Annotated in this window: 21 protein-coding genes; 15 read left to right on the top strand and 6 right to left on the bottom strand. The window is 65.2% G+C overall.

Annotation, left to right across the window (positions count from 1 at the left end; translation table 11 throughout):
* Window positions 1-8 precede the first annotated feature (8 nt).
* On the top strand, window positions 9-836 hold the full coding sequence (gene pyrF / locus RHO23_RS09390) for an orotidine-5'-phosphate decarboxylase (RefSeq protein WP_217339427.1): 828 nt from the start codon (window positions 9-11) through the stop codon (window positions 834-836).
* Here pyrF and RHO23_RS09385 read toward each other — a convergent pair.
* Window positions 818-2,137 (bottom strand): acyltransferase family protein, encoded by a 1,320-nt coding sequence (locus RHO23_RS09385; RefSeq protein ID WP_423488965.1) that lies wholly within the window; start codon window positions 2,135-2,137, stop codon window positions 818-820. The genes pyrF and RHO23_RS09385 overlap by 19 nt on opposite strands.
* A 457-nt stretch (window positions 2,138-2,594) precedes the next feature.
* Between RHO23_RS09385 and mihF the strand changes: the two genes are divergently transcribed.
* The 5 genes from mihF to metK all read left to right on the top strand — a co-directional run bounded on the left by mihF (window position 2,595) and on the right by metK (window position 6,468).
* Window positions 2,595-2,912, top strand: a complete 318-nt coding sequence (mihF, locus tag RHO23_RS09380; protein ID WP_030093544.1) for an integration host factor, actinobacterial type — start codon at window positions 2,595-2,597, stop codon at window positions 2,910-2,912.
* 10 nt (window positions 2,913-2,922) lie between these two features.
* Window positions 2,923-3,492 (top strand): guanylate kinase, encoded by a 570-nt coding sequence (gene gmk / locus RHO23_RS09375; protein ID WP_046253899.1) that lies wholly within the window; start codon window positions 2,923-2,925, stop codon window positions 3,490-3,492.
* A 78-nt stretch (window positions 3,493-3,570) separates the two neighbouring features.
* Window positions 3,571-3,879 (top strand): DNA-directed RNA polymerase subunit omega, encoded by a 309-nt coding sequence (gene rpoZ, locus RHO23_RS09370; protein ID WP_030093542.1) that lies wholly within the window; start codon window positions 3,571-3,573, stop codon window positions 3,877-3,879.
* A gap of 50 nt (window positions 3,880-3,929) precedes the next feature.
* The gene (coaBC, locus tag RHO23_RS09365; protein WP_423488964.1) at window positions 3,930-5,183 is read left to right on the top strand and encodes a bifunctional phosphopantothenoylcysteine decarboxylase/phosphopantothenate--cysteine ligase CoaBC; all 1,254 of its coding nucleotides are present in this window, start codon (window positions 3,930-3,932) and stop codon (window positions 5,181-5,183) included.
* 82 nt (window positions 5,184-5,265) lie between these two features.
* Window positions 5,266-6,468 carry a methionine adenosyltransferase gene (gene metK, locus RHO23_RS09360; protein ID WP_030093540.1) on the top strand — a complete coding sequence of 401 codons (1,203 nt, stop codon included), beginning with the start codon at window positions 5,266-5,268 and terminating at the stop codon, window positions 6,466-6,468.
* A 67-nt stretch (window positions 6,469-6,535) separates the two neighbouring features.
* On the opposite strand, the gene RHO23_RS09355 is transcribed toward metK, so the two are convergent.
* The gene (locus RHO23_RS09355; protein WP_217339425.1) at window positions 6,536-7,327 is read right to left on the bottom strand and encodes a 3-oxo-5-alpha-steroid 4-dehydrogenase; all 792 of its coding nucleotides are present in this window, start codon (window positions 7,325-7,327) and stop codon (window positions 6,536-6,538) included.
* Window positions 7,328-7,497: 170 nt separating this feature from the next.
* Between RHO23_RS09355 and RHO23_RS09350 the strand changes: the two genes are divergently transcribed.
* From RHO23_RS09350 to RHO23_RS09335, 4 genes are read left to right on the top strand one after another with little or no spacing between them, the layout of a single operon-like run.
* Window positions 7,498-8,346: a nitrilase-related carbon-nitrogen hydrolase gene (locus RHO23_RS09350; RefSeq protein WP_057967962.1), complete on the top strand. Its 849-nt coding sequence runs from the start codon at window positions 7,498-7,500 to the stop codon at window positions 8,344-8,346.
* Window positions 8,347-8,356: 10 nt separating this feature from the next.
* Window positions 8,357-9,778 (top strand): dihydropyrimidinase, encoded by a 1,422-nt coding sequence (gene hydA / locus RHO23_RS09345; protein ID WP_070917545.1) that lies wholly within the window; start codon window positions 8,357-8,359, stop codon window positions 9,776-9,778.
* 25 nt (window positions 9,779-9,803) lie between these two features.
* Entirely contained in the window at window positions 9,804-10,820 is a 1,017-nt protein-coding gene (locus RHO23_RS09340; RefSeq protein ID WP_423488963.1) for a TIGR03842 family LLM class F420-dependent oxidoreductase, read from the top strand.
* Complete coding sequence (locus tag RHO23_RS09335) at window positions 10,820-12,277, top strand: NCS1 family nucleobase:cation symporter-1 (protein WP_423488962.1); 1,458 nt, start codon at window positions 10,820-10,822, stop codon at window positions 12,275-12,277. Before RHO23_RS09340 ends, RHO23_RS09335 begins: the two co-directional genes overlap by 1 nt.
* On the opposite strand, the gene RHO23_RS09330 is transcribed toward RHO23_RS09335, so the two are convergent.
* On the bottom strand, window positions 12,255-13,193 hold the full coding sequence (locus RHO23_RS09330) for an alpha/beta hydrolase (RefSeq protein WP_057966039.1): 939 nt from the start codon (window positions 13,191-13,193) through the stop codon (window positions 12,255-12,257). The genes RHO23_RS09335 and RHO23_RS09330 overlap by 23 nt on opposite strands.
* Window positions 13,194-13,250: 57 nt before the next feature.
* Here RHO23_RS09330 and RHO23_RS09325 point away from each other — a divergent pair, with 57 nt between their 5' ends.
* A complete protein-coding gene (locus RHO23_RS09325) occupies window positions 13,251-15,266 on the top strand; it encodes a primosomal protein N' (RefSeq protein WP_423488961.1) in 2,016 nt (671 codons plus the stop codon).
* A gap of 11 nt (window positions 15,267-15,277) precedes the next feature.
* Here the strand turns inward: RHO23_RS09325 and RHO23_RS09320 are convergent, their stop codons facing one another.
* On the bottom strand, window positions 15,278-15,844 hold the full coding sequence (locus tag RHO23_RS09320; protein WP_064410332.1) for a TetR/AcrR family transcriptional regulator: 567 nt from the start codon (window positions 15,842-15,844) through the stop codon (window positions 15,278-15,280).
* A gap of 179 nt (window positions 15,845-16,023) precedes the next feature.
* On the opposite strand from RHO23_RS09320, the gene fmt reads away from it, so the two are divergent.
* The 4 genes from fmt to ribD are packed head-to-tail and all read left to right on the top strand — an operon-like array spanning window position 16,024 to window position 20,086.
* Window positions 16,024-16,956 carry a methionyl-tRNA formyltransferase gene (gene fmt, locus RHO23_RS09315; RefSeq protein WP_081349344.1) on the top strand — a complete coding sequence of 311 codons (933 nt, stop codon included), beginning with the start codon at window positions 16,024-16,026 and terminating at the stop codon, window positions 16,954-16,956.
* Entirely contained in the window at window positions 16,953-18,356 is a 1,404-nt protein-coding gene (locus RHO23_RS09310; protein ID WP_070930699.1) for an RsmB/NOP family class I SAM-dependent RNA methyltransferase, read from the top strand. Before fmt ends, RHO23_RS09310 begins: the two co-directional genes overlap by 4 nt.
* 40 nt (window positions 18,357-18,396) lie before the next feature.
* Window positions 18,397-19,062 carry a ribulose-phosphate 3-epimerase gene (rpe, locus tag RHO23_RS09305; protein ID WP_030093529.1) on the top strand — a complete coding sequence of 222 codons (666 nt, stop codon included), beginning with the start codon at window positions 18,397-18,399 and terminating at the stop codon, window positions 19,060-19,062.
* 1 nt (window position 19,063) lies between these two features.
* The gene (ribD, locus tag RHO23_RS09300; protein WP_217339422.1) at window positions 19,064-20,086 is read left to right on the top strand and encodes a bifunctional diaminohydroxyphosphoribosylaminopyrimidine deaminase/5-amino-6-(5-phosphoribosylamino)uracil reductase RibD; all 1,023 of its coding nucleotides are present in this window, start codon (window positions 19,064-19,066) and stop codon (window positions 20,084-20,086) included.
* Here the strand turns inward: ribD and RHO23_RS09295 are convergent.
* On the bottom strand, window positions 20,054-21,601 hold the full coding sequence (locus tag RHO23_RS09295) for an MFS transporter (RefSeq protein ID WP_057967970.1): 1,548 nt from the start codon (window positions 21,599-21,601) through the stop codon (window positions 20,054-20,056). The genes ribD and RHO23_RS09295 overlap by 33 nt on opposite strands.
* Window positions 21,598-22,275, bottom strand: a complete 678-nt coding sequence (locus tag RHO23_RS09290) for an LppX_LprAFG lipoprotein (RefSeq protein ID WP_423488960.1) — start codon at window positions 22,273-22,275, stop codon at window positions 21,598-21,600. Before RHO23_RS09290 ends, RHO23_RS09295 begins: the two co-directional genes overlap by 4 nt.
* Between the last annotated feature and the right edge of the window lie 82 nt (window positions 22,276-22,357).

The following is a 22,357-nucleotide window of genomic DNA, read 5'->3' as shown; positions in this document are numbered from 1 at the left end:
GAAGAGCGGTGGGTCCGGTGACCTTCGGCGCACGGCTGCAGGCGGCCACCGCATCCCGCGGCCCGCTGTGTGTGGGCATCGATCCGCATCCTGAGCTGCTACGCGCCTGGGGGCTAAACGCCGATGCGTCGGGTCTGGCCCGGTTCAGCGATATCTGTGTGGAGGCCTTCGCTGACGTGGCGATCGTCAAGCCGCAGGTGGCGTTCTTCGAAACCTATGGTGCTGCAGGGTATTCGGTGCTCGAACAAACCATCGTGGGGCTCCGCGAGGCTGGTGTGCTGTTGCTCGCCGATGCCAAGCGTGGGGACATCGGCTCGACGATGGCCGCATACGCACAGGCTTGGCTGGGCGATTCACCGTTGAGCTCCGATGCGGTCACGGCCTCGCCGTATCTGGGCTTCGGATCATTGTCTCCGCTGCTGGACCTGGCGCGTGAACGTGACCGTGGCGTCTTTGTCCTTGCCGCGACCTCCAATCCCGAGGCGCCCCCGGTGCAGCGCGCACGCGCCGGGGAGCTGACCGTCGCACAGGCGATGGTGGACCAGGTGGCCGCGTTGAACGCCAAGGGGGCCGGTCCGGGATCTGTCGGTGTCGTGGTCGGGGTCACCGTCACCGATCCGCCGGATCTGTCGTCGATCGGCGGCCCGGTACTTGTTCCGGGGCTCGGGGCACAGGGCGGTAACCCCGAGGATCTGCGTGGCTTGGGCGGGGCTCCGGGATCGCTGTTGCTACCGGCGGTTTCGCGTGAGGTGCTGCGCGAGGGGCCCGACGTCACAGCGCTGCGTGCGGCCGTGTCGAGACTGCGGGACAGCGTCGCCTATCTGCGTGCTGAATGAGCAAGCGAGAATTGGTTCTCTGAACTATTCGCGTTGCTGTGCAATGGGTTTCGGCACAGTGCACGTGCGGCCGCCAGCGGTATCAGGGACGCCACCACCACCCAGCGTCCGATGGGTGTGAACCCACCCCAGAGCGGATTGATCACATAGATCCGGGTGTAGACCAGCGTCAGTATCGCCCCGATCAGCACCAGGACACCGACCGCGGTATCGCGTCCTGTGCTCATCGAGGGCACCGGACGGTCCCACCACGGCAGCGCACGACGTTCTGTGGCCCGCAGTGGGATGAAGAACACGGCCACGATGGCGCAGACGATGGCCAGCCGCAGTACGTTCCCCGGCCAGTACCAGGCGTCGCGCGGGCTCACCAATCCGACGCGAAGAGCCAGGTAAACCCCGTAGGACAGCAGGAACGTGACCACCCAGTGCCATAGATAGATCGTCATGCTGCCGCTATTGCAGACCTGCAGGAACTTCCACGTCCGCGCCCCCTGCAGCCAGCGGTTGATGGCCGGGGCGAAAGCGATGACCAGCATGCATTCGAGAATGGCGCTGGCCGCGAGCAGCAGAGTCGGCGGCATGTTGGCGATCAGCCCGGATGGATAGGGCCCCAGGATGGCCAATGCGACGGTGACACCCAATGCGACGGCCGCGGCCGCCATGGCCACCCGGCGGGGGACCATGGCGCGCTGATAGGCGATACCCAATGCGGCGGGGACAAGCCACATGAAGATCATGTTGATCCAACCCGTCATCACCCAGGTATCGGTGACCACGCTGATGGTGTCCACCAGGGCTGTGAGCAGGCACATCGCCGCGGTGAACCAGCCGAGCCGGCGTCCGGTGCGGATGCGGGCCAGCCACGGCATGAACGCAAGCGTCAGCAGATACGCACCGACGTACCAAAGCAGCTCGATATGTCTCATCTCGAGATACAGGAGTTGTCTGGAATTGCCCATGGTGATGCGCAGCAAGGTGGTCACCAGTGCGACGAAGACGAGGAAGTAGAACACCGGGCGAAAAAGCCGTGTCGTCCGGCTCATCAGAAACTGCCCCCAAGACCTACCGGATTCCCAGGAATGGAGATTTGCTGCTGCACCTGCAAAAAAGAACAGCGGCATCAATGGGATCAGCCAGAATAGCCAATGTACGTTGTAATTCGCGGACATGGCTGGTTTGCCCTTGACGATAGTGGGGCTACCCGCGAGGACGTGATAGGCCACCACGGTGGCCAGTGACACGAGCCTCACGGCATCCAATACCCGATCACGCTCACGTGATGGGTGCGCGGAATCACCCATATGGCGCACCCTACCCAGCAACTGGTGTGCCTTGCTAAGCAACTTCCCGGGCGCCTGCTCGCCGGCATTCTCACCTGCGCCTCTTCAACTGAACGTTGACGGGTCGCGACACGCGCAACACGAGATTCACACAAGATTTTCAGTTTGCCCTCATGGCAATCACGGTTTGCTTGTCTCCGGTTCAGGTACAAGAATCGGCGGTGTTGTCAACTCCGCGTGAAACATATTGTGCAACAACGCTATTCAATTGCGACCTGCAGAAATGCCGGGTCGGAACGCATGGAAGCGATGGTTGCTCGGCAGGATCGCCTGCGGCCCCTCTAGCAGGCGATTTTCACCGAGATGAGGGGGGTGGGGTTCACATATGTCGGTTGGCGTGGGTACGGTCGCTGTCGCTGGCTGGTTGTTTTCCAGCCGATCAGAAAAACCGACGAGTTTCGTATGAGACGGAGGAATCGTGGCCCTTCCACAGTTGACTGACGAGCAGCGTGCCGCCGCGTTGGCGAAGGCGGCTGCCGCCCGCCGCGCCCGGGCCGAGCTCAAGGAGAAGCTCAAGAAAGGCGGCACCAATCTCAAGCAGGTGCTCAAGGACGCCGAGACCGACGAGGTCCTCGGCAAGATGAAGGTTTCCGCTCTGCTGGAAGCCCTGCCCAAGGTCGGCAAGGTCAAGGCGCAGGAGATCATGACCGAGCTGGAGATCGCCCCGACCCGCCGTCTGCGTGGCCTCGGCGACCGTCAGCGCAAGGCGCTGCTGGAGCGGTTCGACTTCTCCTGATCTTCTCCAGATGACAGCTTCGACGAGGGGCCGGGTAGTAGTCCTATCCGGCCCCTCAGCCGTCGGTAAGTCCACCGTGGTGCATCGGTTACGCGATGACGTGGATGGTCTTTTCTTCAGCGTCTCCGCCACCACCAGGGCCCCGAGGCCCGGTGAGGTGGACGGCGTGGACTACCACTTCGTCACCACCGAGGAGTTCCAGCGGCTCATAGACACCGGTGCGCTGCTGGAATGGGCCGATATTCATGGCGGTTTGCAGCGTTCAGGAACCCCTGCGGCGCCTGTTCACGAGGCGATGGAGGCCGGGCGGCCGACTCTCATCGAGGTCGATCTGGCCGGTGCCCGCGCCATCAAGGCGGTACTTCCGCAGGCTCTGACGGTCTTCCTGTCGCCACCGAGCTGGGATGCGCTGGTGCAGCGGCTCACCGGCCGGGGCACCGAATCGGAGGCCGTGATCGCCCGGCGATTGGAAACTGCCGAGGTCGAAATGGCGGCTCAAAGCGACTTTGATGTCGTCGTCGTCAATGACCAGTTGGAAAATGCCTGCGCACAGTTGGTATCGTTATTGGTCGGACGTTAATCGGCAGCGCATGAACAAAGACTGCGAATACCGCGCCCGCCATATTCAGCGCCATATACCTATCCAGGAGATTTCTTAGTGAGCACCTCCCAGACTGACGTCATCGTCGAACCGGGCACCGAAAGCTACGACGCCGCGCTCGACACGCCGCTGGGTATCACCAACCCGCCGATCGACGAGCTGCTGGCGCGGGCATCGAGCAAGTATGCGCTCGTGATCTACGCAGCCAAGCGCGCACGCCAGATCAACGACTACTACAACCAGCTGGGCGACGGCATCCTCGAGTACGTGGGGCCGCTGGTCGAGCCGGGTCTGCAGGAGAAGCCGCTGTCGATCGCGCTGCGCGAGATCCACGGCGACCTGCTTGAGCACACCGAAGGCGAGTAGAAGCTGCGATGAGCGGCTCGCGCGAAGAGCATCGGGCCTGAGGTCCGGCTGTGTCGCGGATCATCGTCGGAGTAGGCGGAGGAATCGCCGCGTACAAGGCCTGCACTGTGGTGCGCCAACTCGCGGAGGCCGGACACAGCGTCCGGGTCATACCGACCGAGTCGGCTCTGCAGTTCGTGGGTGCCGCCACCTTCGAGGCGCTCTCGGGTGAGCCGGCCCGAACCGGGGTGTTCGACGATGTTCCGCAGGTCCCGCATGTTCGGCTTGGGCAGGACGCAGACCTTGTCGTGGTCGCTCCTGCCACCGCCGATTTGTTGGCCCGCGCGGCCACTGGCCGCGCCGACGATCTGCTGACCGCAACCCTGCTGACCGCGCGTTGTCCGGTCCTGTTCGCGCCCGCGATGCACACGGAGATGTGGCAGCACCCGGCAACGCAGCAGAACGTCGCGACATTGCGGAGCCATGGCGCGGTGGTCTTGGAGCCCGCTTCAGGACGCCTTACCGGCGCCGATACCGGTCCGGGCCGGCTTCCCGAGGCCGAGGAAATCACGACGCTGGCACAGCTGCTGCTGGCGCGAGCCGATGCTCTCCCGCACGATCTGGCAGGTGTGCGCGTCCTGGTGACGGCCGGTGGCACCCGTGAGCCCCTGGATCCCGTCCGCTTCATCGGAAATCGCAGCTCCGGTAAGCAGGGATACGCGATCGCCCGGGTGGCCGCACAGCGCGGCGCCGAGGTCACGCTCATCGCGGGTCATACCGTCGGGTTGCCCGACCCGGCCGGAGTCGAGGTAGTGCACATCAGCTCTGCCGCGCAATTGCAGGATGCGGTGAACAAACACGCGCCGGCGGCCGAGGTGTTGATCATGGCGGCCGCCGTGGCCGATTTCCGGCCCGCGCACGTTGCGACCAGCAAGATCAAAAAGAGTCACGGCGCTGACGGTGAGAATCCCGTCGATGCGCCCATCGAGTTACTGCGTAATGCCGACGTGTTGGCGGGGGTGGTCCGTGCGCGCTCAGACGGGCAGCTGCCCAGGATGCGGGCCATCGTCGGGTTTGCGGCCGAAACCGGTGACGTCAACGGCGACGTACTGTTCCACGCCCGCGCCAAGCTGAAGCGCAAGGGCTGTGATCTGTTGGTAGTCAACGCTGTTGGCGAGGGGCGAGCCTTTGAGGTGGATAGCAACGATGGATGGCTGCTGTCCGCTCAAGGCGGTGGTGAGATCGCCGAAGTCGTGTTGGAGCACGGCACCAAAGTTCTGATGGCAAGCCGTATTGTGGATGCCGTCGCCGGACTTTGTCAGTGAACCTGACAACCCGGCATGGCCCCGATACCAAATCGTCGGCCATAATGATTAGGACACGTAACGATCTGAAAGGGGCTGCGCGGTGAGCTCAGCGGGACGGCTTTTCACCAGTGAATCGGTGACCGAAGGGCACCCGGACAAGATCTGTGATGCCATCAGCGACTCGATTCTCGACGCGCTGCTCGCACAGGACCCCAAGTCCCGGGTCGCAGTGGAGACGCTGGTGACCACCGGTCAGGTCCACGTCGCCGGTGAGGTCACCACCTCCGCCTACGCCGACATCCCCAAGATCGTGCGCGATCGCGTGCTGGAGATCGGCTACGACTCGTCCTCCAAAGGCTTCGACGGGCACTCCTGCGGTGTGAACATCGCCATCGGTGCTCAGTCTCCCGATATCGCGCAGGGCGTCGACACAGCACATGAGGCCCGTGTGGAGGGTGCCGCCGATCCTCTCGACGCCCAGGGAGCTGGAGACCAGGGCCTGATGTTCGGGTATGCCATCAACGACACCCCCGAGCTCATGCCGCTGCCTATCGCGCTGGCGCACCGCCTCGCGCGACGTCTGACCGAGGTCCGCAAGGACGGGCTGCTGCCGTACCTGCGCCCCGACGGCAAGACCCAGGTCACCATCGAGTACGACGGCCACAAGGCCGTGCGCCTGGACACGGTTGTGCTCTCCACGCAGCACGCTGCCGACATCGACCTGGAAAACCTGCTGACCCCGGATATCCGCGAGAAGGTCGTCAACACCGTTCTGGACGAGCTCGAGCAGGAATCGCTGGACATCTCCGACTACCGGCTGCTGGTGAACCCGACCGGAAAGTTCGTGCTGGGTGGTCCGATGGGTGACGCCGGCCTGACTGGCCGCAAGATCATCGTCGACACCTACGGCGGCTGGGCCCGCCACGGCGGCGGTGCGTTCTCCGGTAAGGACCCGTCAAAGGTGGACCGCTCGGCGGCGTACGCCATGCGCTGGGTCGCCAAGAACGTGGTGGCTGCCGGGCTGGCGGATCGCGTCGAGGTGCAGGTTGCCTACGCCATCGGCAAGGCCGCCCCGGTGGGCCTGTTCGTCGACACCTTCGGCACCAACACGGTCGACCAGGCCAAGATCCAGAAGGCCATCAACGAGGTCTTCGACCTGCGGCCGGGCGCGATCATCCGCGATCTGGATCTGCTGCGACCGATCTACGCGCAGACTGCCGCGTACGGCCACTTCGGCCGCACCGACATCGACCTGCCGTGGGAGCGGACCGACCGGGTCGATGCGCTCAAGGCCGCCATCTAGCCTCTTCGCAAAAAAGCGCCGGACGTGAACAGTGTTCACGCCCGGCGCTTTTCTATCGCTGCTGTACTCATATGAGGTAAGGGACCAGCGCTTTTCGCTCGGCCGGATAGTCGGCGAACTTCTCCTGGTACCAGCGGTGGGTGGCCAATGCGCGTGGGATCAGATTGCCGGCCGTGATCAACAGGATGACGACGCCGGGGAGGGCCCAGGTGAGCAGGGCGAAGCCGGACCAGGCGATCAGCTCGCCCAGATATGCCGGACTGGTGACGAATCGGAAGCCACCGCCGAACGGGATGCGGTACTCGGCGCCGCCGGGGTTCTTCTTGTCACGCAGGTTTCGCACGATCGATTCCGAACTGAGCAGCAGCGCGAAGCCGCACAGATAGACGGCCAGGCCGAGCAGGAATCGTGGGTCGTACAGCCAGGCGCGGTTGTACTGCCCGAAGAAGTCGTGGCTGAAAAGGGTTCCGTTGAGGTATCCGTGCATCGAGGTGACGAGCATGCCCATGACCACCACCGAGACGTTGAACGTACTGCGCTTGCCGGGTACCTGGCGGATGGCGAGCGGGAAGTACCAGCCGCGGTTGGCGTAGTGCAGCAGCCATATTCCGGCGAGAACCAAGGACGTGGGCTCAAAACGCGCAGGTCCGGTCAGATAGCAGACGAGAAACACTGCGGTCGCCGGAATCTCCATCAGCCACCAACCGAGTTTCGGATTCAGATTGAGGCCGAGCTTCGTCGTCGAGAATCGCCCGTACGAACTCTGCGCGAAAAGACCTCCGATGATCACGAATGCCGCGAAACCGAAGGCCGCCGTCAGCACGGTGTCGTACGTGGTGTTGCCGGTGTACCAGTGCATGACCATTCCCTCGGTGAGTGGGCGGCATCGCCCTGATGTGTGCCGCAGAACTGTAACGTGTTCTACCACGGGTGCATCGCGCCCATCGCAAGCGGCCAACCGCCGGGTGTACGCGCCGGTGTTGTGCGGATTGGCGCGCGCGCCGGGCGAGGTGCGCATAGAGTCTGCCAATGACGGTGATCAGAGCCGCACTGACGCAAGCGACTTGGACTGGCGACAAGGAATCGATGCTGGCCAAGCATGAGCGTTTTGTCGCCGAAGCGGCGTCCGGTGGCGCCCAGGTGATCTGCTTCCAGGAGCTCTTCTACGGCCCCTACTTCGGGATCGTGCAGGACAAGAAGTACTACGAATACGCCGAGTCGGTGCCCGGTCCGGTCACCGAGCGGTTCGCGGCGCTCGCCAGGGAACACCACATGGTCATGGTGCTCCCGGTGTACGAGGAGGAGCGTCCGGGAGTTCTCTACAACACCGCGGCGGTCATCGACGCCGACGGCACCTACCTGGGAAAATACCGTAAGCATCACATTCCTCACCTTGATCGATTTTGGGAGAAGTTCTACTTTCGGCCCGGAAATCTCGGGTACCCGGTGTTCGACACCGCGGTGGGAAAGATCGGTGTCTACATCTGTTACGACCGACATTTCCCAGAGGGCTGGCGTAATTACGGGCTCGCGGGAGCCGAGCTGGTCTTCAACCCTTCGGCCACCAAACCTGGACTGTCCAATAGGCTTTGGGAACTGGAGCAGCCCGCCGCGGCGGCAGCCAACCAGTACTTCGTCGGTGCCAACAACCGGATAGGAACCGAGAACGGCGAATTCGGGGATCAGGCCGTGACTTTCTACGGCAGTTCCTACTTCGTGGACCCGCGCGGCAACTATGTCGGTGAGATCGCTTCAGAGAGTGCCGAAGAGATCGTGATCCGGGATCTGGATCTGTCCGTGGTCCGTGAGGTGCGGGGGGACTGGCAGTTCTATCGGGATCGCAGGCCGGACACCTACGACCCGATCGTCGCTCCGTAGGAGGCCCGCGATGGCTACGATCCTTATTCGGGGCGGCACCGTGGTAACCGCGACAGGCCGTGGCGCCGCAGATGTTCTGGTTGATGGCGAGAAGATCGCGGCGGTCCTGCTGCCCGGCAGCACGCTGCTCGGGGTGGATCTGGCCAGCGCCGTGGACACCGTGGTCGAGGCCGCCGGTAAGTACGTGATTCCCGGTGGCATCGACGCGCACACCCATATGTCGATGCCCTTCGGCGGTACCACGGCATCGGATGATTTCGAGACCGGGACGCGCGCCGCGGCCTGGGGCGGCACCACCACCATCATCGATTTCGCCGTGCAGAAGTACGGTGAGCGGCTTGAAGATTCGCTGCAAACCTGGCACGAGATGGCGGCGGGTCAGTGTGCGGTGGACTATTCCTTTCATCAGATTGTGGGCGATGTCAACGATGCCTCGCTGATGGCGCTGCACCGATTGGCTGACGAGGGCATCACCAGCTACAAGATGTTCATGGCGTATCCGGGCGTCTTTTACAGTGACGACGCGCAGATACTGCGCGCCATGCAGGTAGGTGCAGACACCGGGCTGATGACCATGATGCATGCCGAGAATGGCCCTGCCATAGATGTTTTGGTGGCTCAACTACTTGCGGCCGGTAAGACGGATCCGTACTACCACGGCATCGCCCGGGCCTGGCAGTTGGAGGAGGAGGCCACCCACCGCGCCATCATGCTGTCCAATCTGACCGGTGCGCCCCTGTACGTCGTACACGTCTCGGCCAAACAGGCCGTCGCTCAGTTGGCCGCCGCACGTGATGCCGGCCAAAACGTGTACGGGGAGACCTGCCCGCAGTACTTGTACCTGTCTTTAGAGGACAACCTGGGTGCGCCGGGGTTTGAGGGAGCCAAGTGGGTTTGTTCGACCCCGCTGCGGTCCAAGCGCGAACACCACCAGGACGAGATGTGGCGCGCGCTGCGCACCAACGACATCCAGATGGTCTCCACGGACCATTGTCCGTTCTGCATGAAGGGGCAGAAGGACATGGGCGTGGGTGACTTCTCGAAGATTCCCAACGGGATCGGCTCGATTGAGCACCGGATGGATCTGCTGTACCAGGGCGTCGTAGACGGCCGGATCACTCTGGAGCGGTGGGTCGAGATCACCTCGACGACTCCGGCACGAATGTTCGGGCTGTATGGCCGCAAGGGAGTGATCGCGCCGGGTGCCGATGCGGACATCGTTGTCTACGATCCCCGCGGACACACCTCGATCGGGTTGGGCAAGACCCATCACATGAACATGGACCACTCGGCGTGGGAGGGATATGAGATCGACGGGCATGTCGACACCGTGCTCTCCCGCGGGAAGGTGATCGTCGACGGCGACGAGTATCTGGGCAGTAAGGGAGACGGCGCTTTCGTGCGCCGCGACCTGTGTCAATACCTCATCTGAGGTCGGTCGATAGAGAGGGCCTGCGATGGACTTCGGGGTTGTCTTGCAATGTGATCCACCGGCGGCGCGGACCGTACAGCTGGCGAAACTTGCAGAGGCACATGGCTTCACCCATCTGTGGACCTTCGATTCGCATCTGTTGTGGCAGGAGCCCTACGTGCTCTACAGCCAGATCCTGCATGAGACCACGCGGATTGTGGTGGGCCCCATGGTCACCAACCCGGCGACGCGGGACTGGACCGTCACCGCGTCGCTGTACGCCACCTTGAACGACATGTATGGGAACCGCACGATATGTGGAATCGGTCGGGGCGATTCGGCGGTGCGGGTGACAGGCGGCGCGCCCACGACGTTGACCACACTGCGCGAATCAATCCACGTCATCAGGGAGCTCGCAAACTCGCGGCCTGTCGAATACCACGGTGCCACCATGCAATTCCCGTGGAGTCGAGGATCTGAACTTCAGGTGTGGGTCGCGGCATACGGCCCGAAAGCGCTCGCCCTGACTGGTGAGATAGCCGACGGGTTCATCCTGCAGCTGGCCGATATCGACATCGCACGGTGGATGATCGGGGCGGTGCGTGATGCCGCCGCGGCGGCCGGACGCGATCCGGCGGACGTGCGGATCTGCGTGGCCGCACCCATGTATGTGGGATCGGACTGGACGCATATGCGCGACCAATGCCGATGGTTCGGTGGAATGGTGGGCAATCACGTCGCCGACATCGTGGCCAGATATGGATCCAACGGTCAAGTGCCACAGTCTCTTACCGACTACATCAGTGGACGTCAGGGATACGACTACAACCAGCATGGCCGGGCCGGGAACACTCACGCGGAGTTCGTGGGCGATGACATCGTCGATCGCTTCTGTGTGCTCGGCACCGCGGCGGATCACATCGCAAAATTGTTGGAGCTCAAGGCGCTGGGCGTGGACCAATTCGCCGGATATCTGCAGCACGACAACAAGGAGGAGACACTGCGGGTGTACGGAGAGACGATTATTCCCGCTCTGTCGCAACACATCACGGCGAAGAGCTGATGGCCACAACAGAGGGAGAGCTCACGCCGGTTTTGGCGCCCGGCAGGCTGAGTAACGACGACCTGGCGCCCACGACTGCCGGGCAGGCCACCTGGCGCACCTGGGACATCTTCTGCCTCTGGATGACCTCGGCGCACAGTCTCGGCAGCTACGGATTCGCCGTGGGCATGCTCGCGTTGGGGCTGACGGGCTGGCAGACCATGCTCGCGCTGTTCACCGGGGTACTGGTGCTCTGGGGCGGAAGTAATCTGATCGGAATCGCCGGCCAGCGGCTGGGGGTGCCCTTCCCGGTTTTCGCGCGCGCCACCTTCGGGGTCTTCGGCGCCAACGTGCCGGCACTGTTACGGGGACTGGTGGCCATCTTCTGGTACGGAATCCAGACCTATTTGGCATCCACGGCGGTCATCGTGCTGCTGTTGCGCCTGGATCCGGGGCTACGGTCCTGGACCGAGCCGACGTTCCTGGGTTTGCACGCACTGGGATGGGCCGCTTTCCTGACGCTGTGGACGGTGCAGCTGCTGATTCTCAACTACGGCATGGAGATCGTTCGGAAGGCATCCGATGTGGCGGGTCCGGTCGTCTGGATCGGCATGATCGCGCTGGCGATATGGATGTTGGCCAGTGTGGGCTGGAGCATCGACTTCGGTGCGCGCGTGGGCCCGCCGCTGGCACCGGGGCCCACGATGCTGGCATTCACCGGTGTCGCATTCCTGATGGTCGCATTCATGGCGGGCCCCCTGGTCAACTACGCGGACTTCGCACGTTTTGCCCCGAGCAGGCGGGCGATCCTGCGGGGGAACGCACTGGGGATCCCGCTCAATGAGACCGCCTTCGTGGTGATCTCGATCGTCATATCGCTTGCCGCGCTGAAGAAGTACGGCAGCGCGATGACCGACCCCGTGGAGTTGGTCGCCGATATCGACTCCGATGCCATAGTGGTCGTCGCGGCGATTCTCTTCGCCATCGCCACCGTCGGCATCAACGTGGTGCTCAATTTCGTGTCCCCGTCCTACGACATCTCCAATGTCGCACCGAAATACATCTCGTTTCGTACCGGGGGCATCATCACGGCGGTCCTATCGGTCGCGGTGCTTCCCTGGAAGATCTGGGGGAATGAAGCTGCGATCGTGTACTTCCTCGGCGGGGTCGGCGCGCTCATGGGTCCGGTGTTCGGAATCCTCGTGGTGGACTACTACCTGCTGCGCCGCCAGCGCACCAATACCGCCGACCTGTACTCCGAGTCCACCGAGGGCGCCTACTACTACGCCCGCGGGTTCAACCCCGCGGCGCTGATCGCACTGGGTGTTTCCGGTGCGGCGGCGGTCGCCATCGCGCTCGCGCCCTCGGCGCAGAGCCTGACGGCACTTTCGTGGCCGGCCGGAGCGCTCTTGGGGGGCGCGCTGATGTATGTGTTGAGCCGGAGATCGGGCCGGGCTACCCGTGCAACGCCTTCTTGAGGGCGGCCAGTGATCGGTCGCGCTCTTCGGTGGCGGCGGGCACGATATCGGCGTAGCCCAGGTAGCCGTGGATAAGGGTGGGGGCGTTGTGCAGCTCCACCGGCACGCCGGCCCCGCTGAGCAGCTCGGCGTACGTGGCGCCGTCATCGCGCAGCGGATCGAATTGCGCGGTCCCGATGAACGCCGGGGCCAGCCCCTCGAAGCTCTCCGCACGCGCCGGGACCAGCGTCGGACCCGCGGTGGCCGGATTGGTGTCCCCGAGATACCACTTGCTCAGCCCCGCGACGGCCTTCGTGTCCAGGACGGGTGCCTCGGCATTCTCGATCATCGATGGCAGCGTCACGTCGAAGGTGGTGGCCGGGTACCACAGCACCTGGAAGGCCAGCGGAATGCCGTTATCGCGGGCCAGCTGAGCCAGCACCGCGGACAGGTTTCCGCCGGCGGAATCGCCACCCACGGCAAGACGATCCGGATCGCCGCCGATCTCCGCGGCGTGTTGATGCACCCATTGCAGCGCGGCCCAGCAGTCTTCGACCGCCGCGGGGTAGGGATGCTCCGGTGCCAGTCGGTAGTCCACCGACACCACCACGGCGTCGGCCTGCACGGCCGCGGCGCGGCCGACCGCGTCGTGGGTATCGAGGTCGCCGATCACCCAGCCGCCCCCATGGATCAGCACAAACACCGGGTGCACTCCATCCTCGGACGGAGAGTAGATACGTACCGGTATCTCACCCGCGGGGCCCGGGATGGTGCGGTCCTCTACCTTGGCCACCTCGATCCACGGCGGGCGCGCGGTGGCGATCGCGCGATACGCGTCCCGGGAAGCCTGCGGCCCGTCCGGCGAAACGAGCTGAATCGGAACAGCTTCCAGGATCTTGAGGATGATCGGGTCGATGCCGGTTTCGGTGGCGGTCATGCCGTCACTGTAACGGGTGCTGACCTGCGAGTCGGGGGCGTCTGCTAGAACCACCAGGTGACTGCGACGCGGGTGGTGGCCGAGCATGAGCCGGTTGCCCGGGTGCTGCCGCTGCTCACCGTGCCGCATCTCGATCGTGAGTTCGACTATTTGGTGTCCGCGGAGCAATCCGACGACGCCCAGCCCGGAGTACGGGTGCGGGTGCGCTTCCATGGCCGGCTCGTCGACGCGATCCTGCTGGAACGCCGTTCCGAAAGCGATCACGCGGGCAAGCTCGGGTGGCTGGATCGCGTGGTGTCACCCACGCGGGTGCTGACGCCGGATGTGCGCAGGCTCGTTGACGCGGTGGCGGCCCGATACGCGGGAACCCGCGCCGACGTGTTGCGACTCGCGCTGCCGCCACGCCATGCGCGGGCCGAGAAGGAAACTCGCCCGGCGGCCGCCGATGACTTCGAGCTGCCAGCGGTCGACGGATCGGGCTGGGCTCGTTACCAGCGCGGCGAGCGTTTTCTCGAGGCACTGTCGCAGGGCAGGGCAGCACGCGCGGCGTGGCAGGCGCTGCCCGGCGAGGCCTGGTGCACTCGCCTCGCCGAGGCGGCGGTGGCCGCGTCCGGCACCGGCAGGGGAGTGCTGGCAGTCGTCCCCGATCAGCGCGATATCGATGCGCTGTCCGCTGAGTGTGTGAAACATATTGGGGCACCGCGCGTTATCGCGCTTTCGGCGGAACTCGGACCCGCCGAGCGGTATCGGCGCTGGCTGGCGGTACTGCGTGGAGATGCGACCGTGGTGATCGGTACCAGGGCCGCGGTGTTCGCCCCGGTGGCCAATTTGGGTCTGGTGATGGTGTGGGACGACGGCGACGACAATCTCGCCGAACCCCGTTCGCCCTACCCGCACGCCCGCGAGGTGGCCATGCTGCGCGCACATCAGCTGCGATGCGCGGCGGTGATCGGTGGGTACGCGCGCACCGCCGAATCGCAGGCGCTCGTGGAGAGCCGCTGGGCACACGACCTTGTGGCGGCCCGGCCTGTGGTGCGCAGGGCCTGCGCGCGGATCAGTGCTCTCGACGACAGCGGGTACGCGCAGGAACGCGATCCGGCGGCACGTTCGGCGCGGCTTCCCATGGTGGCGCTGACGGCCGCGCGGGATGCGTTGAAGCGCGGCCACTCGGTGCTCGTGCAGGTGCCGCGACGTGGATACGTTCCGGCGTTGGCCTGTACCCGGTGCCGCACTGTCGCGCGGTGCCGTCACTGCACCGGCCCACTGGCTTTGGAAGGGCCCGGCGGGCCGTCCAACAATGTCAGCCCCAGCTGCCGCTGGTGCGGACGCGTGGATGCTGACCTGCATTGCGTCCGCTGTGGCTCCAGCGCGGTCCGCGCCGTGGTGGTGGGTGCCCGCAGAACGGCCGAGGAACTGGGCAGGGCACTGCCCGGGGTCCCGGTGGTGACATCCGGTGGCGGCGAGGTGCACACCATGGTCACCGGGCCGCCGAGCCTGGTGGTGTGCACGCCGGGGGCAGAGCCCTTGACACCCAACGGTTATGGCGCGGCGCTGCTCTTGGACGCATGGGCGCTGCTGGGCCGCCAGGACCTACGCGCCGCGGAAGACACGTTGCGGAAGTGGATGGCAGCCGCGGCGTTGGTGCGCGGACATGAAGAAGGTGGCGCCGTGGTGGTGGTCGCGGACTCCACACTGCCCACCGTGCAGGCACTCATCCGGTGGGATCCGGTGGGGCATGCCGCCGGCGAATTGGCCGCGCGCGCAGAGGTTGGATTGCCGCCGCAGGTGCACATCGCGGCCATCGACGGGCCTGCCGCAGCGGTGGCCGCCCTGGTCGACACCGCGGAGCTGCCCGAGGGCGCCGAACTGTTGGGACCGGTCGATCTTCCGGCGGGAGCTCGCCGGCCGGCCGGGATATCCGATGGTGCCGAAGTGGTGCGCATGCTCGTACGCGTACCGCGCACAGCCGGGCTGGAGATGGCCGCGGCTTTGCGCCGTGGAGTGGCAACGTTGAGTGCCCGGCGCGACGCGGAACCCGTCAGAGTGCAGATCGACCCGCTGCATGTGGGCTGATCGGGCGAACCTCAGGTGTTAGCGGCGACGAGCGCGGGACCGGCGCTGATGCCCTGGGCGAAGGTCTCGACGATATAGCCGATGAGATCGTCCCGGCTAAGAGTCCGCGAGGCGCTCCACCAGTTGATCGTCATGAGCACACCGCCAACCGCCAGCCGAGACCAGATCGGCGCCAGCTGTTGCATGTGATCGCCGGGGAACTCGGCCTGCAAATGTTCCTCGGTGACCTGCGCGATGAGGTCGAACACCCCGTGATCGAGCCGTTCTTGCGCGGTGAGGTCGCGATCGAGCGCGATGTACAGCTCCGGTTCCGCGGTGATCCAGTCGATGACGATGTCGGCAAATGCCCGGGTCTGGTCGCGTATATCGCCGACCATGCTGTCTCGCCACGAACCGGAGATCAGCCGATCGGCGTGGCGGCGGCTCAACGCCCGCAGCAGGTCCGCCTTGGTGGGAAAGATTGCGTAGCAGGCGGACCGGGCGAATCCGGCCTCCCTGGCAACCTCGGCGATGGAGACGGTGCCTCCCGTGTTGCGAATCGCGCGCTCCGCGGCGTCAAGTAGTTCTTCTGCTCGCAGTTTGCGATCATACGGAGCGCCACTCGGCCGGCCTCGTCCTCTGGTAGCCATCGAAATCATGGTATCGGATGTATCCAGACTTAGTGCCGCTCTGCTCGGCGAAGCATGTGTACGGCTCCAGGGTTGGCCGGCGCGCCTGGGATTCGATGTGGACGGTGCATCCTTCCTAGACTGACGCGGTGCGCATAGTGTTCGCCGGTACTCCGGCCCCGGCGTTGCCGTCTCTGCGACGGCTGCTGGCCTCCCGTCACGAGGTTGTCGCGGTACTGACGCGGCCCGACGCCCGCGCGGGCAGGGGACGGGCTGCGGCGGCGTCGCCGGTGGCCGAGCTGGCCCGCGAGCATGGGCTGCCTGTGCTCACACCGGCGCGGCCCAACGACGCGGAATTCGTCAGGGAGCTCACCGAACTCGCTCCGGACTGCTGCGCGGTGGTCGCCTACGGCGCCCTGCTGAAACCAGAACTGCTCGCCGTGCCCACTCACGGCTGGGTGAACTTGCATTTCTCGCTGTTGCCCGCGTGGCGCGGTGCCGCACCCGTGCAGGCATCCATCGCGGCCGGGGACCAGATAACAGGTGCCACGACATTTCTCATCGAGCCCGCGCTGGACAGTGGGCCCGTCTATGGCGTGGTCACCGAACGGATCACTGCACGTGACACCGCCGGTGCGCTGCTGGGGCGGCTTGCCGAATCCGGTGCGGGGCTTCTTGAATCGACAATGGACGGGATCGAAGACGGGGCACTGGTGGCCGTGCCGCAGCCGGCCGACGGAGTGAGCGTCGCACCGAAGATCACGGTGGAACAGGCACGTATCCGATGGGAGCTGCCTGCCCACGCGATAGATCGCCATATCCGCGCCATGACACCCGAACCCGGTGCCTGGACCACTATCGGGGACATTCGTATCAAGGTTGGACCGGTGAGAACAGATGTGGATGTGCCCGCCGAGGAACTACCACCCGGAGCCTTCGCGGTCCGCAAGCGTGACGTGCTGGTGGGCACCGGCACCACACCGATCGCGCTCGACGAGGTACAACCCCAAGGTAAGAAGCTGATGAACGCTGTCGATTGGGCGCGCGGCGCCCGGCTGGACGCGGAGGTGCGCGCACTGTGACTACCCGACCACCACGCCGACGGCCCAACCAGGATGCGCGCCCGAAGGAGCGTGCACGCCACAAGCTCGACCCGGCACGTCAGGCCGCGCTCGACGTACTGCGCGCGGTATCGCGCCAGGATGCGTATGCCAATCTGGCCCTGCCCGCACTGCTGCGTGAACGCGGTATCACCGGGCGCGACGCCGCTTTCGCTACCGAACTCACCTATGGAACGTCCAGGGCTCGTGGTCTTCTCGATGCGGTCATCGCGTCGGCCGCGGGCCGCACTATCGACCAGGTTGACGAGGGGTTGCGTGATCCCTTGCGACTGGGGGCCTACCAACTACTGCGCACCCGCGTGGAACCACACGCTGCACTGTCCACCACAGTAGATGCCGTGGCCGTCGAATTCGACCAGGGCAGAGCCGGTTTCGTGAATGCGGTGCTGCGCACGATCTCGCGCCGCAGTGAGCAGGAATGGGTCGATGAGCTCGCCCCGCCGGAATCCGACAGGATAGGCCGACTCGCCTTCGCGACCGCCCACCCACGATGGATCGCTCAAGCATTCTCCGATGCACTTGGCCCCGCGGCAGGCGAACTCGCCGATGTGCTCGCCAGCGATGACGAGCGTCCCGTGGTGCACCTCGCCGCGCGTCCTGGGCACATCGACGCGGTCACGCTGGCCGACGAGGTGGGCGGCACCGTCGGCCGGTACTCGCCCTATGCCGTGTACCTGCCCGGCGGAAATCCGGGTCGGGTGGACTCAGTCCGCGACGGCCTGGCACAGGTACAGGACGAAGGCAGCCAGCTAGTCGCGCGCGCGACCGCCTTGGCTTCGCTGGACGGAACCGACGAGCAATGGCTTGACCTGTGCGCAGGGCCCGGCGGCAAGACCGCGCTCCTGGGCGCACTGGCGGCCGAGCGTGGAGCGCACGTCACGGCGATCGAGGTCGCTGCCCATCGCGCAGAACTGGTGGCCGCCGCCACGAAATCCCTGCCGGTGACGGTGCTCACGACGGACGGGCGCGAAAGCGGCTTGGTGCCCGGGTCCTTCGACCGCGTGCTGGTCGATGCCCCGTGCACGGGGCTGGGCGCATTGCGCCGCCGCCCGGAGGCTCGCTGGCGCCGTCAACCGGGCGATATTCCGGCGCTGGTCAAGTTGCAACGCGAATTGCTTTCCAGCGCCATCGAATTGACCCGGCCGGGCGGCATCGTCGTGTACAGCACCTGTTCGCCGCACCTGGCCGAAACGGTGGGCGTGGTCTCCGATGCAGTGCGCCGTCATCCGGTGACAGCCGAGGACGCCCGCGCGGTGTTCCCCGGTGTGGACAGGCTCGGCGATACCGATGCGGTGCAGTTGTGGCCGCACCGGCACGGCACCGATGCCATGTTCACCGCCCTCCTGCGTAAACACGCATGATCCGGCACATAAGCTGAACGGCATGTCTCACCGCGCTCCCATGATCGCCCCGTCGATCCTGTCCGCCGATTTCGCACGTCTCGCCGATGAGATGGCGGCAGTGGAAGGAGCCGACTGGCTGCATGTGGACGTCATGGATGGGCACTTTGTACCCAATCTGACACTGGGTCTCCCCGTCGTCGACAGCCTGCTGGCCGCAACCGATATCCCAATCGACTGCCATCTGATGATCGACAATCCTGACCGGTGGGCGCCCGGATACGCCGAGGCGGGGGCGCACAATGTGACCTTCCACGCCGAGGCCACGGATAATCCCATCGCCGTCGCCCGTGACATTCGGGCCGCGGGTGCCAAGGCTGGTCTCAGCATCAAGCCGGGCACGCCTCTGGACCCATATCTGGAGGTGCTCAAGGACTTTGACACGCTGCTGGTGATGTCGGTGGAACCGGGATTCGGCGGACAATCCTTTATCGCGGGCGTGCTCGACAAGGTGCGCACGGTGCGTAAGCTCGTCGATTCCGGTGAACTGACGGTGCTCGTGGAGATCGACGGCGGCATCAATGCCGACACCATCGAGCAGGCCGCTGAGGCCGGTGTCGACTGTTTCGTGGCTGGTTCGGCCGTGTACGGGGCGCAAGACCCCCAAGCGGCGGTGCGGGCTTTGCGTGAGCAAGCTGCCAGGGCGGCAGCACATTTGGCCCGCTGATATGACCAACCCGATTGGCCTCGATGCCGCCATGGATCTGGCGATCCGGGCCGCCGAGGAAGTCAAGGGCAGTACCTATCCGAACCCGCCCGTCGGGGCGGTGATCCTGGATGCGGCGGGAGTGGTCGCCGGGGTCGGCGGCACCCGTCCGCCCGGACAGGAACACGCAGAGGTGGTGGCGCTGCGCCAGGCCGGTGATGCCGCGGCAGGCGGCACCGCCGTCGTGACCCTGGAGCCGTGCAATCACCAGGGAAGAACCGGCCCCTGCGTGGATGCGCTTGCAGCTGCGGGTATTTCACGTGTCATCTACGCCGTCGCCGATCCAAATCCACAGGCGGCCGGGGGAGCGGAGCGCTTGCGTGCGCTGGGTATCGACGTCATCGATGGTGTGGGCACAGAACTGGTCTCGGCAGGAACGCTGCGCGAATGGTTGTACAAACAACGTACCGGTCGTCCCCACGTCACCTGGAAGTACGGCGCCAGTGTCGACGGGCGCAGCGCCGCCAATGACGGCACCAGTCAGTGGATCACCAGCGAGCAGTCCCGCGCCGACGTGCACCGGCGCCGCGCGTTCGCCGATGCCGTTCTCGTGGGTACTGGCACCGTCTTCGCCGACGATCCGCAGCTCACCGCCCGCACGCCCGAGAACGTGTTGTTTCCCCACCAGCCGCTGCGCGTCGTCATCGGTATGCGCGAGGTCTCCTCGGATGCAAAGGTATTGAACGACGACTCGCACACCATGGTGATACGCACCCACGACCCGGCCGAGGTGCTTGCGGCGCTGGCGGACCGAACCGACATCTTCCTGGAGGGTGGACCGACGTTGGCCGGGGCCTTCCTGCGTGCCGGCCTGGTGGACCGAATCCTGGCCTACCTCGCCCCAATGCTGTTGGGTGGCAACGTCCCCGCCGTGGAGGACGTGGGCGTCACCACCCTGTCACGCGCGCTGCACTGGGAGTACGACCAGATCGAACGCATGGGACCCGACGTGCTACTGAGCCTCGTTCCCCGCCTTGCGGTGTGAACCGATGAACAGCGCGATCACCGCGCCGATCACACAGACGATTGCCGTGATCGCGAACATCTCGCTGTACATCTCGCTGTAGGCGGTGATGCTGCGGTTCAGGAGCCGCATTTGTAGCTCCATGAAATTCGGCTTTCCGGTCGGCTTGGGTTCCTTGGCGGCCAGCGCATCGAAGTTCTGGTAGAAGCGGTGAATACCCCAACCGCCGAGGGCAGCCATGCCGATGAGCATGCCCGTCATTCGAGCCACCACCACGAGCGCCGAGGCGATGCCGTGCTGAGCGGCGGGCACAACGCGGAGAGCCGCGGATGACAGCGGTCCGATCACCAGGCCCAGACCCACACCGGCGACCACCAGGTCGGTGTCGAGCCGGGGCAGCGTGAAGAGCCCGAAGTTGTGCACGGCATCCAACACATCTACCGGCCAACCGGAGATCAGGTAGTACCCGAACGCGGCGATGAGCAGGCCGATGACGGCGATGATCCGATCGCCGAATCGGGTCGCGAGCCAGCCACCGATCACCGCCCCAATCGGCAGTGCGACAAGGAAGCGGGACAACAGGAAGACCGCGTCGGCCTTGTTCATCTGCAGCACTCCCTGCCCGAGCAGCTCGATGTTGACCAGTGTCACCATCAACGCCGCACCGGCGGCCAGGGACGCGGCCAACGCCGCGAAGAACGGGCCGAACCGCACGCCTTCTGGCTTGATCAGCCGGGTTTTGGCCCGCGATTCCCAGAGGATGAACGCCAGGAATGCGACCCCAGATCCGATCAGAACCGGCAGAGCCCACTCGGGTAGTGCCGAGACTTTCGGATCGGGGCTGTACAAGCCCACCACCAGCAGCGCCAATGCGGCGGCCAGCAGTGCGCCCCCGACGACGTCCACCTTCGGCCGATTCGGGTCGTGCTGGTGCGCGGGCACGCTGAACTGGACCAACACGATGGCGATGATCGCCAACGGCACGTTGACCCAGAAGATGGCGGTCCAGTGGCCGAACAGCCATACGCACAGCACGCCGTACAGGGGGCCGAGCACGCTGCCCAGTTCCTGGGCGGCACCGATACCGCCGAGAACTGTCGCGCGATTGCGTTGCGCCCACAGATCGGCGCCCAGAGCCAGCGTGACCGGAAGCAGCGCGCCACTGGCCACACCCTGAATGATGCGGCCCGTGACCAGCATCGTCAGGTCGGTAGACAGCGCCGTGACGATCGAACCGATCGCGAAGCCCGCCAGCGCCAGCTGCAGGATGAGACGACGGCCGAATCGGTCGGAGGCCTGTCCCAGCAGCGGCATCGCCGCGATATATCCGAGTAGGTAACCCGTGACGATCGGAGTGACCTGCTGGATGTTGTTCAGCGCGATGCCGACGGTAGTCATGATGTCGGTGAAGACACTGACTACGACGTAGGTGTCCAGGGCGCCCAGGAGCACCGCCAGGCTTCCGGCGCCGATGGCGATGCTGCGATGCCGCAGGGGTAGGGAGGTACCGGGCTCCTCCGTCGCTGTGTGCGTCACAGGGCGGGCTTGTCGACCGTGACCGGCTTGCCCCAGTCGGACAACGACATCTCGATGGTGTTACCCGGCGAGGTGTCGACGCTGATCTTGGTCAGCAGGTGCTTGTCGTCCTTCTGGATCCACGCCTTGGCCGGAATGTCGGCGGTGAGCGTGGTGCCGCCGGTGAAGGTGTTCAGGGCGTCCTTGTTCATCGTTCCGGTCACGAGAACCGAATCGACACCGTCGATGGTCTCGACCTTTTGGGACTTGGCATCGGTGATGTTGGCCAGCAGGTTGGCCAGCCCCTTGTTGGGGTCGAGAATCAGCCCGATGTCGTAGATGTCCTTGACCGGTCCCATGCTGGAGTACGCGCTGCCGAGCTGCGCGAACAGCTCGCCGTCGACCACGACGAACGGCAGTTCCAGCCCCCCGGTCTTGGCGGTGCCCTTGGCGGCCACGGCGGGTGCGGTGGTCAGATCGCCGGTCAGGTCCGACAGCTTGAGGGTCGGCTTGTCGCCGGTGACCTTGAGCACGATGTGCGTGCTGGTCTGGGTCTTGGTGGTGGCCGCCGATTCGCTGAGCAGCGTGGCGGCCTCGGGCAGGCTGGGGTCGGCCTTCTCGGTCTTGGAGCAGCCGGCCAGGGCGATGGCGGCGACGGCTACGGGGATAAGGGCGAGTCGGATGCGGTTGCGCATGGGACCGATCGTAGAGGCTGACCGCGACCACTGGGAGGCTCGCGACACGACGACGTTGCTGGCGATGAAATTGACACCCCAG

This window comes from Mycobacteroides sp. PCS013, assembly GCF_049532645.1.
Classification (GTDB): Bacteria; Actinomycetota; Actinomycetes; order Mycobacteriales; family Mycobacteriaceae; genus Mycobacterium; species Mycobacterium gwanakae.
This window is presented reverse-complemented; position numbering and strand designations above follow the sequence as displayed.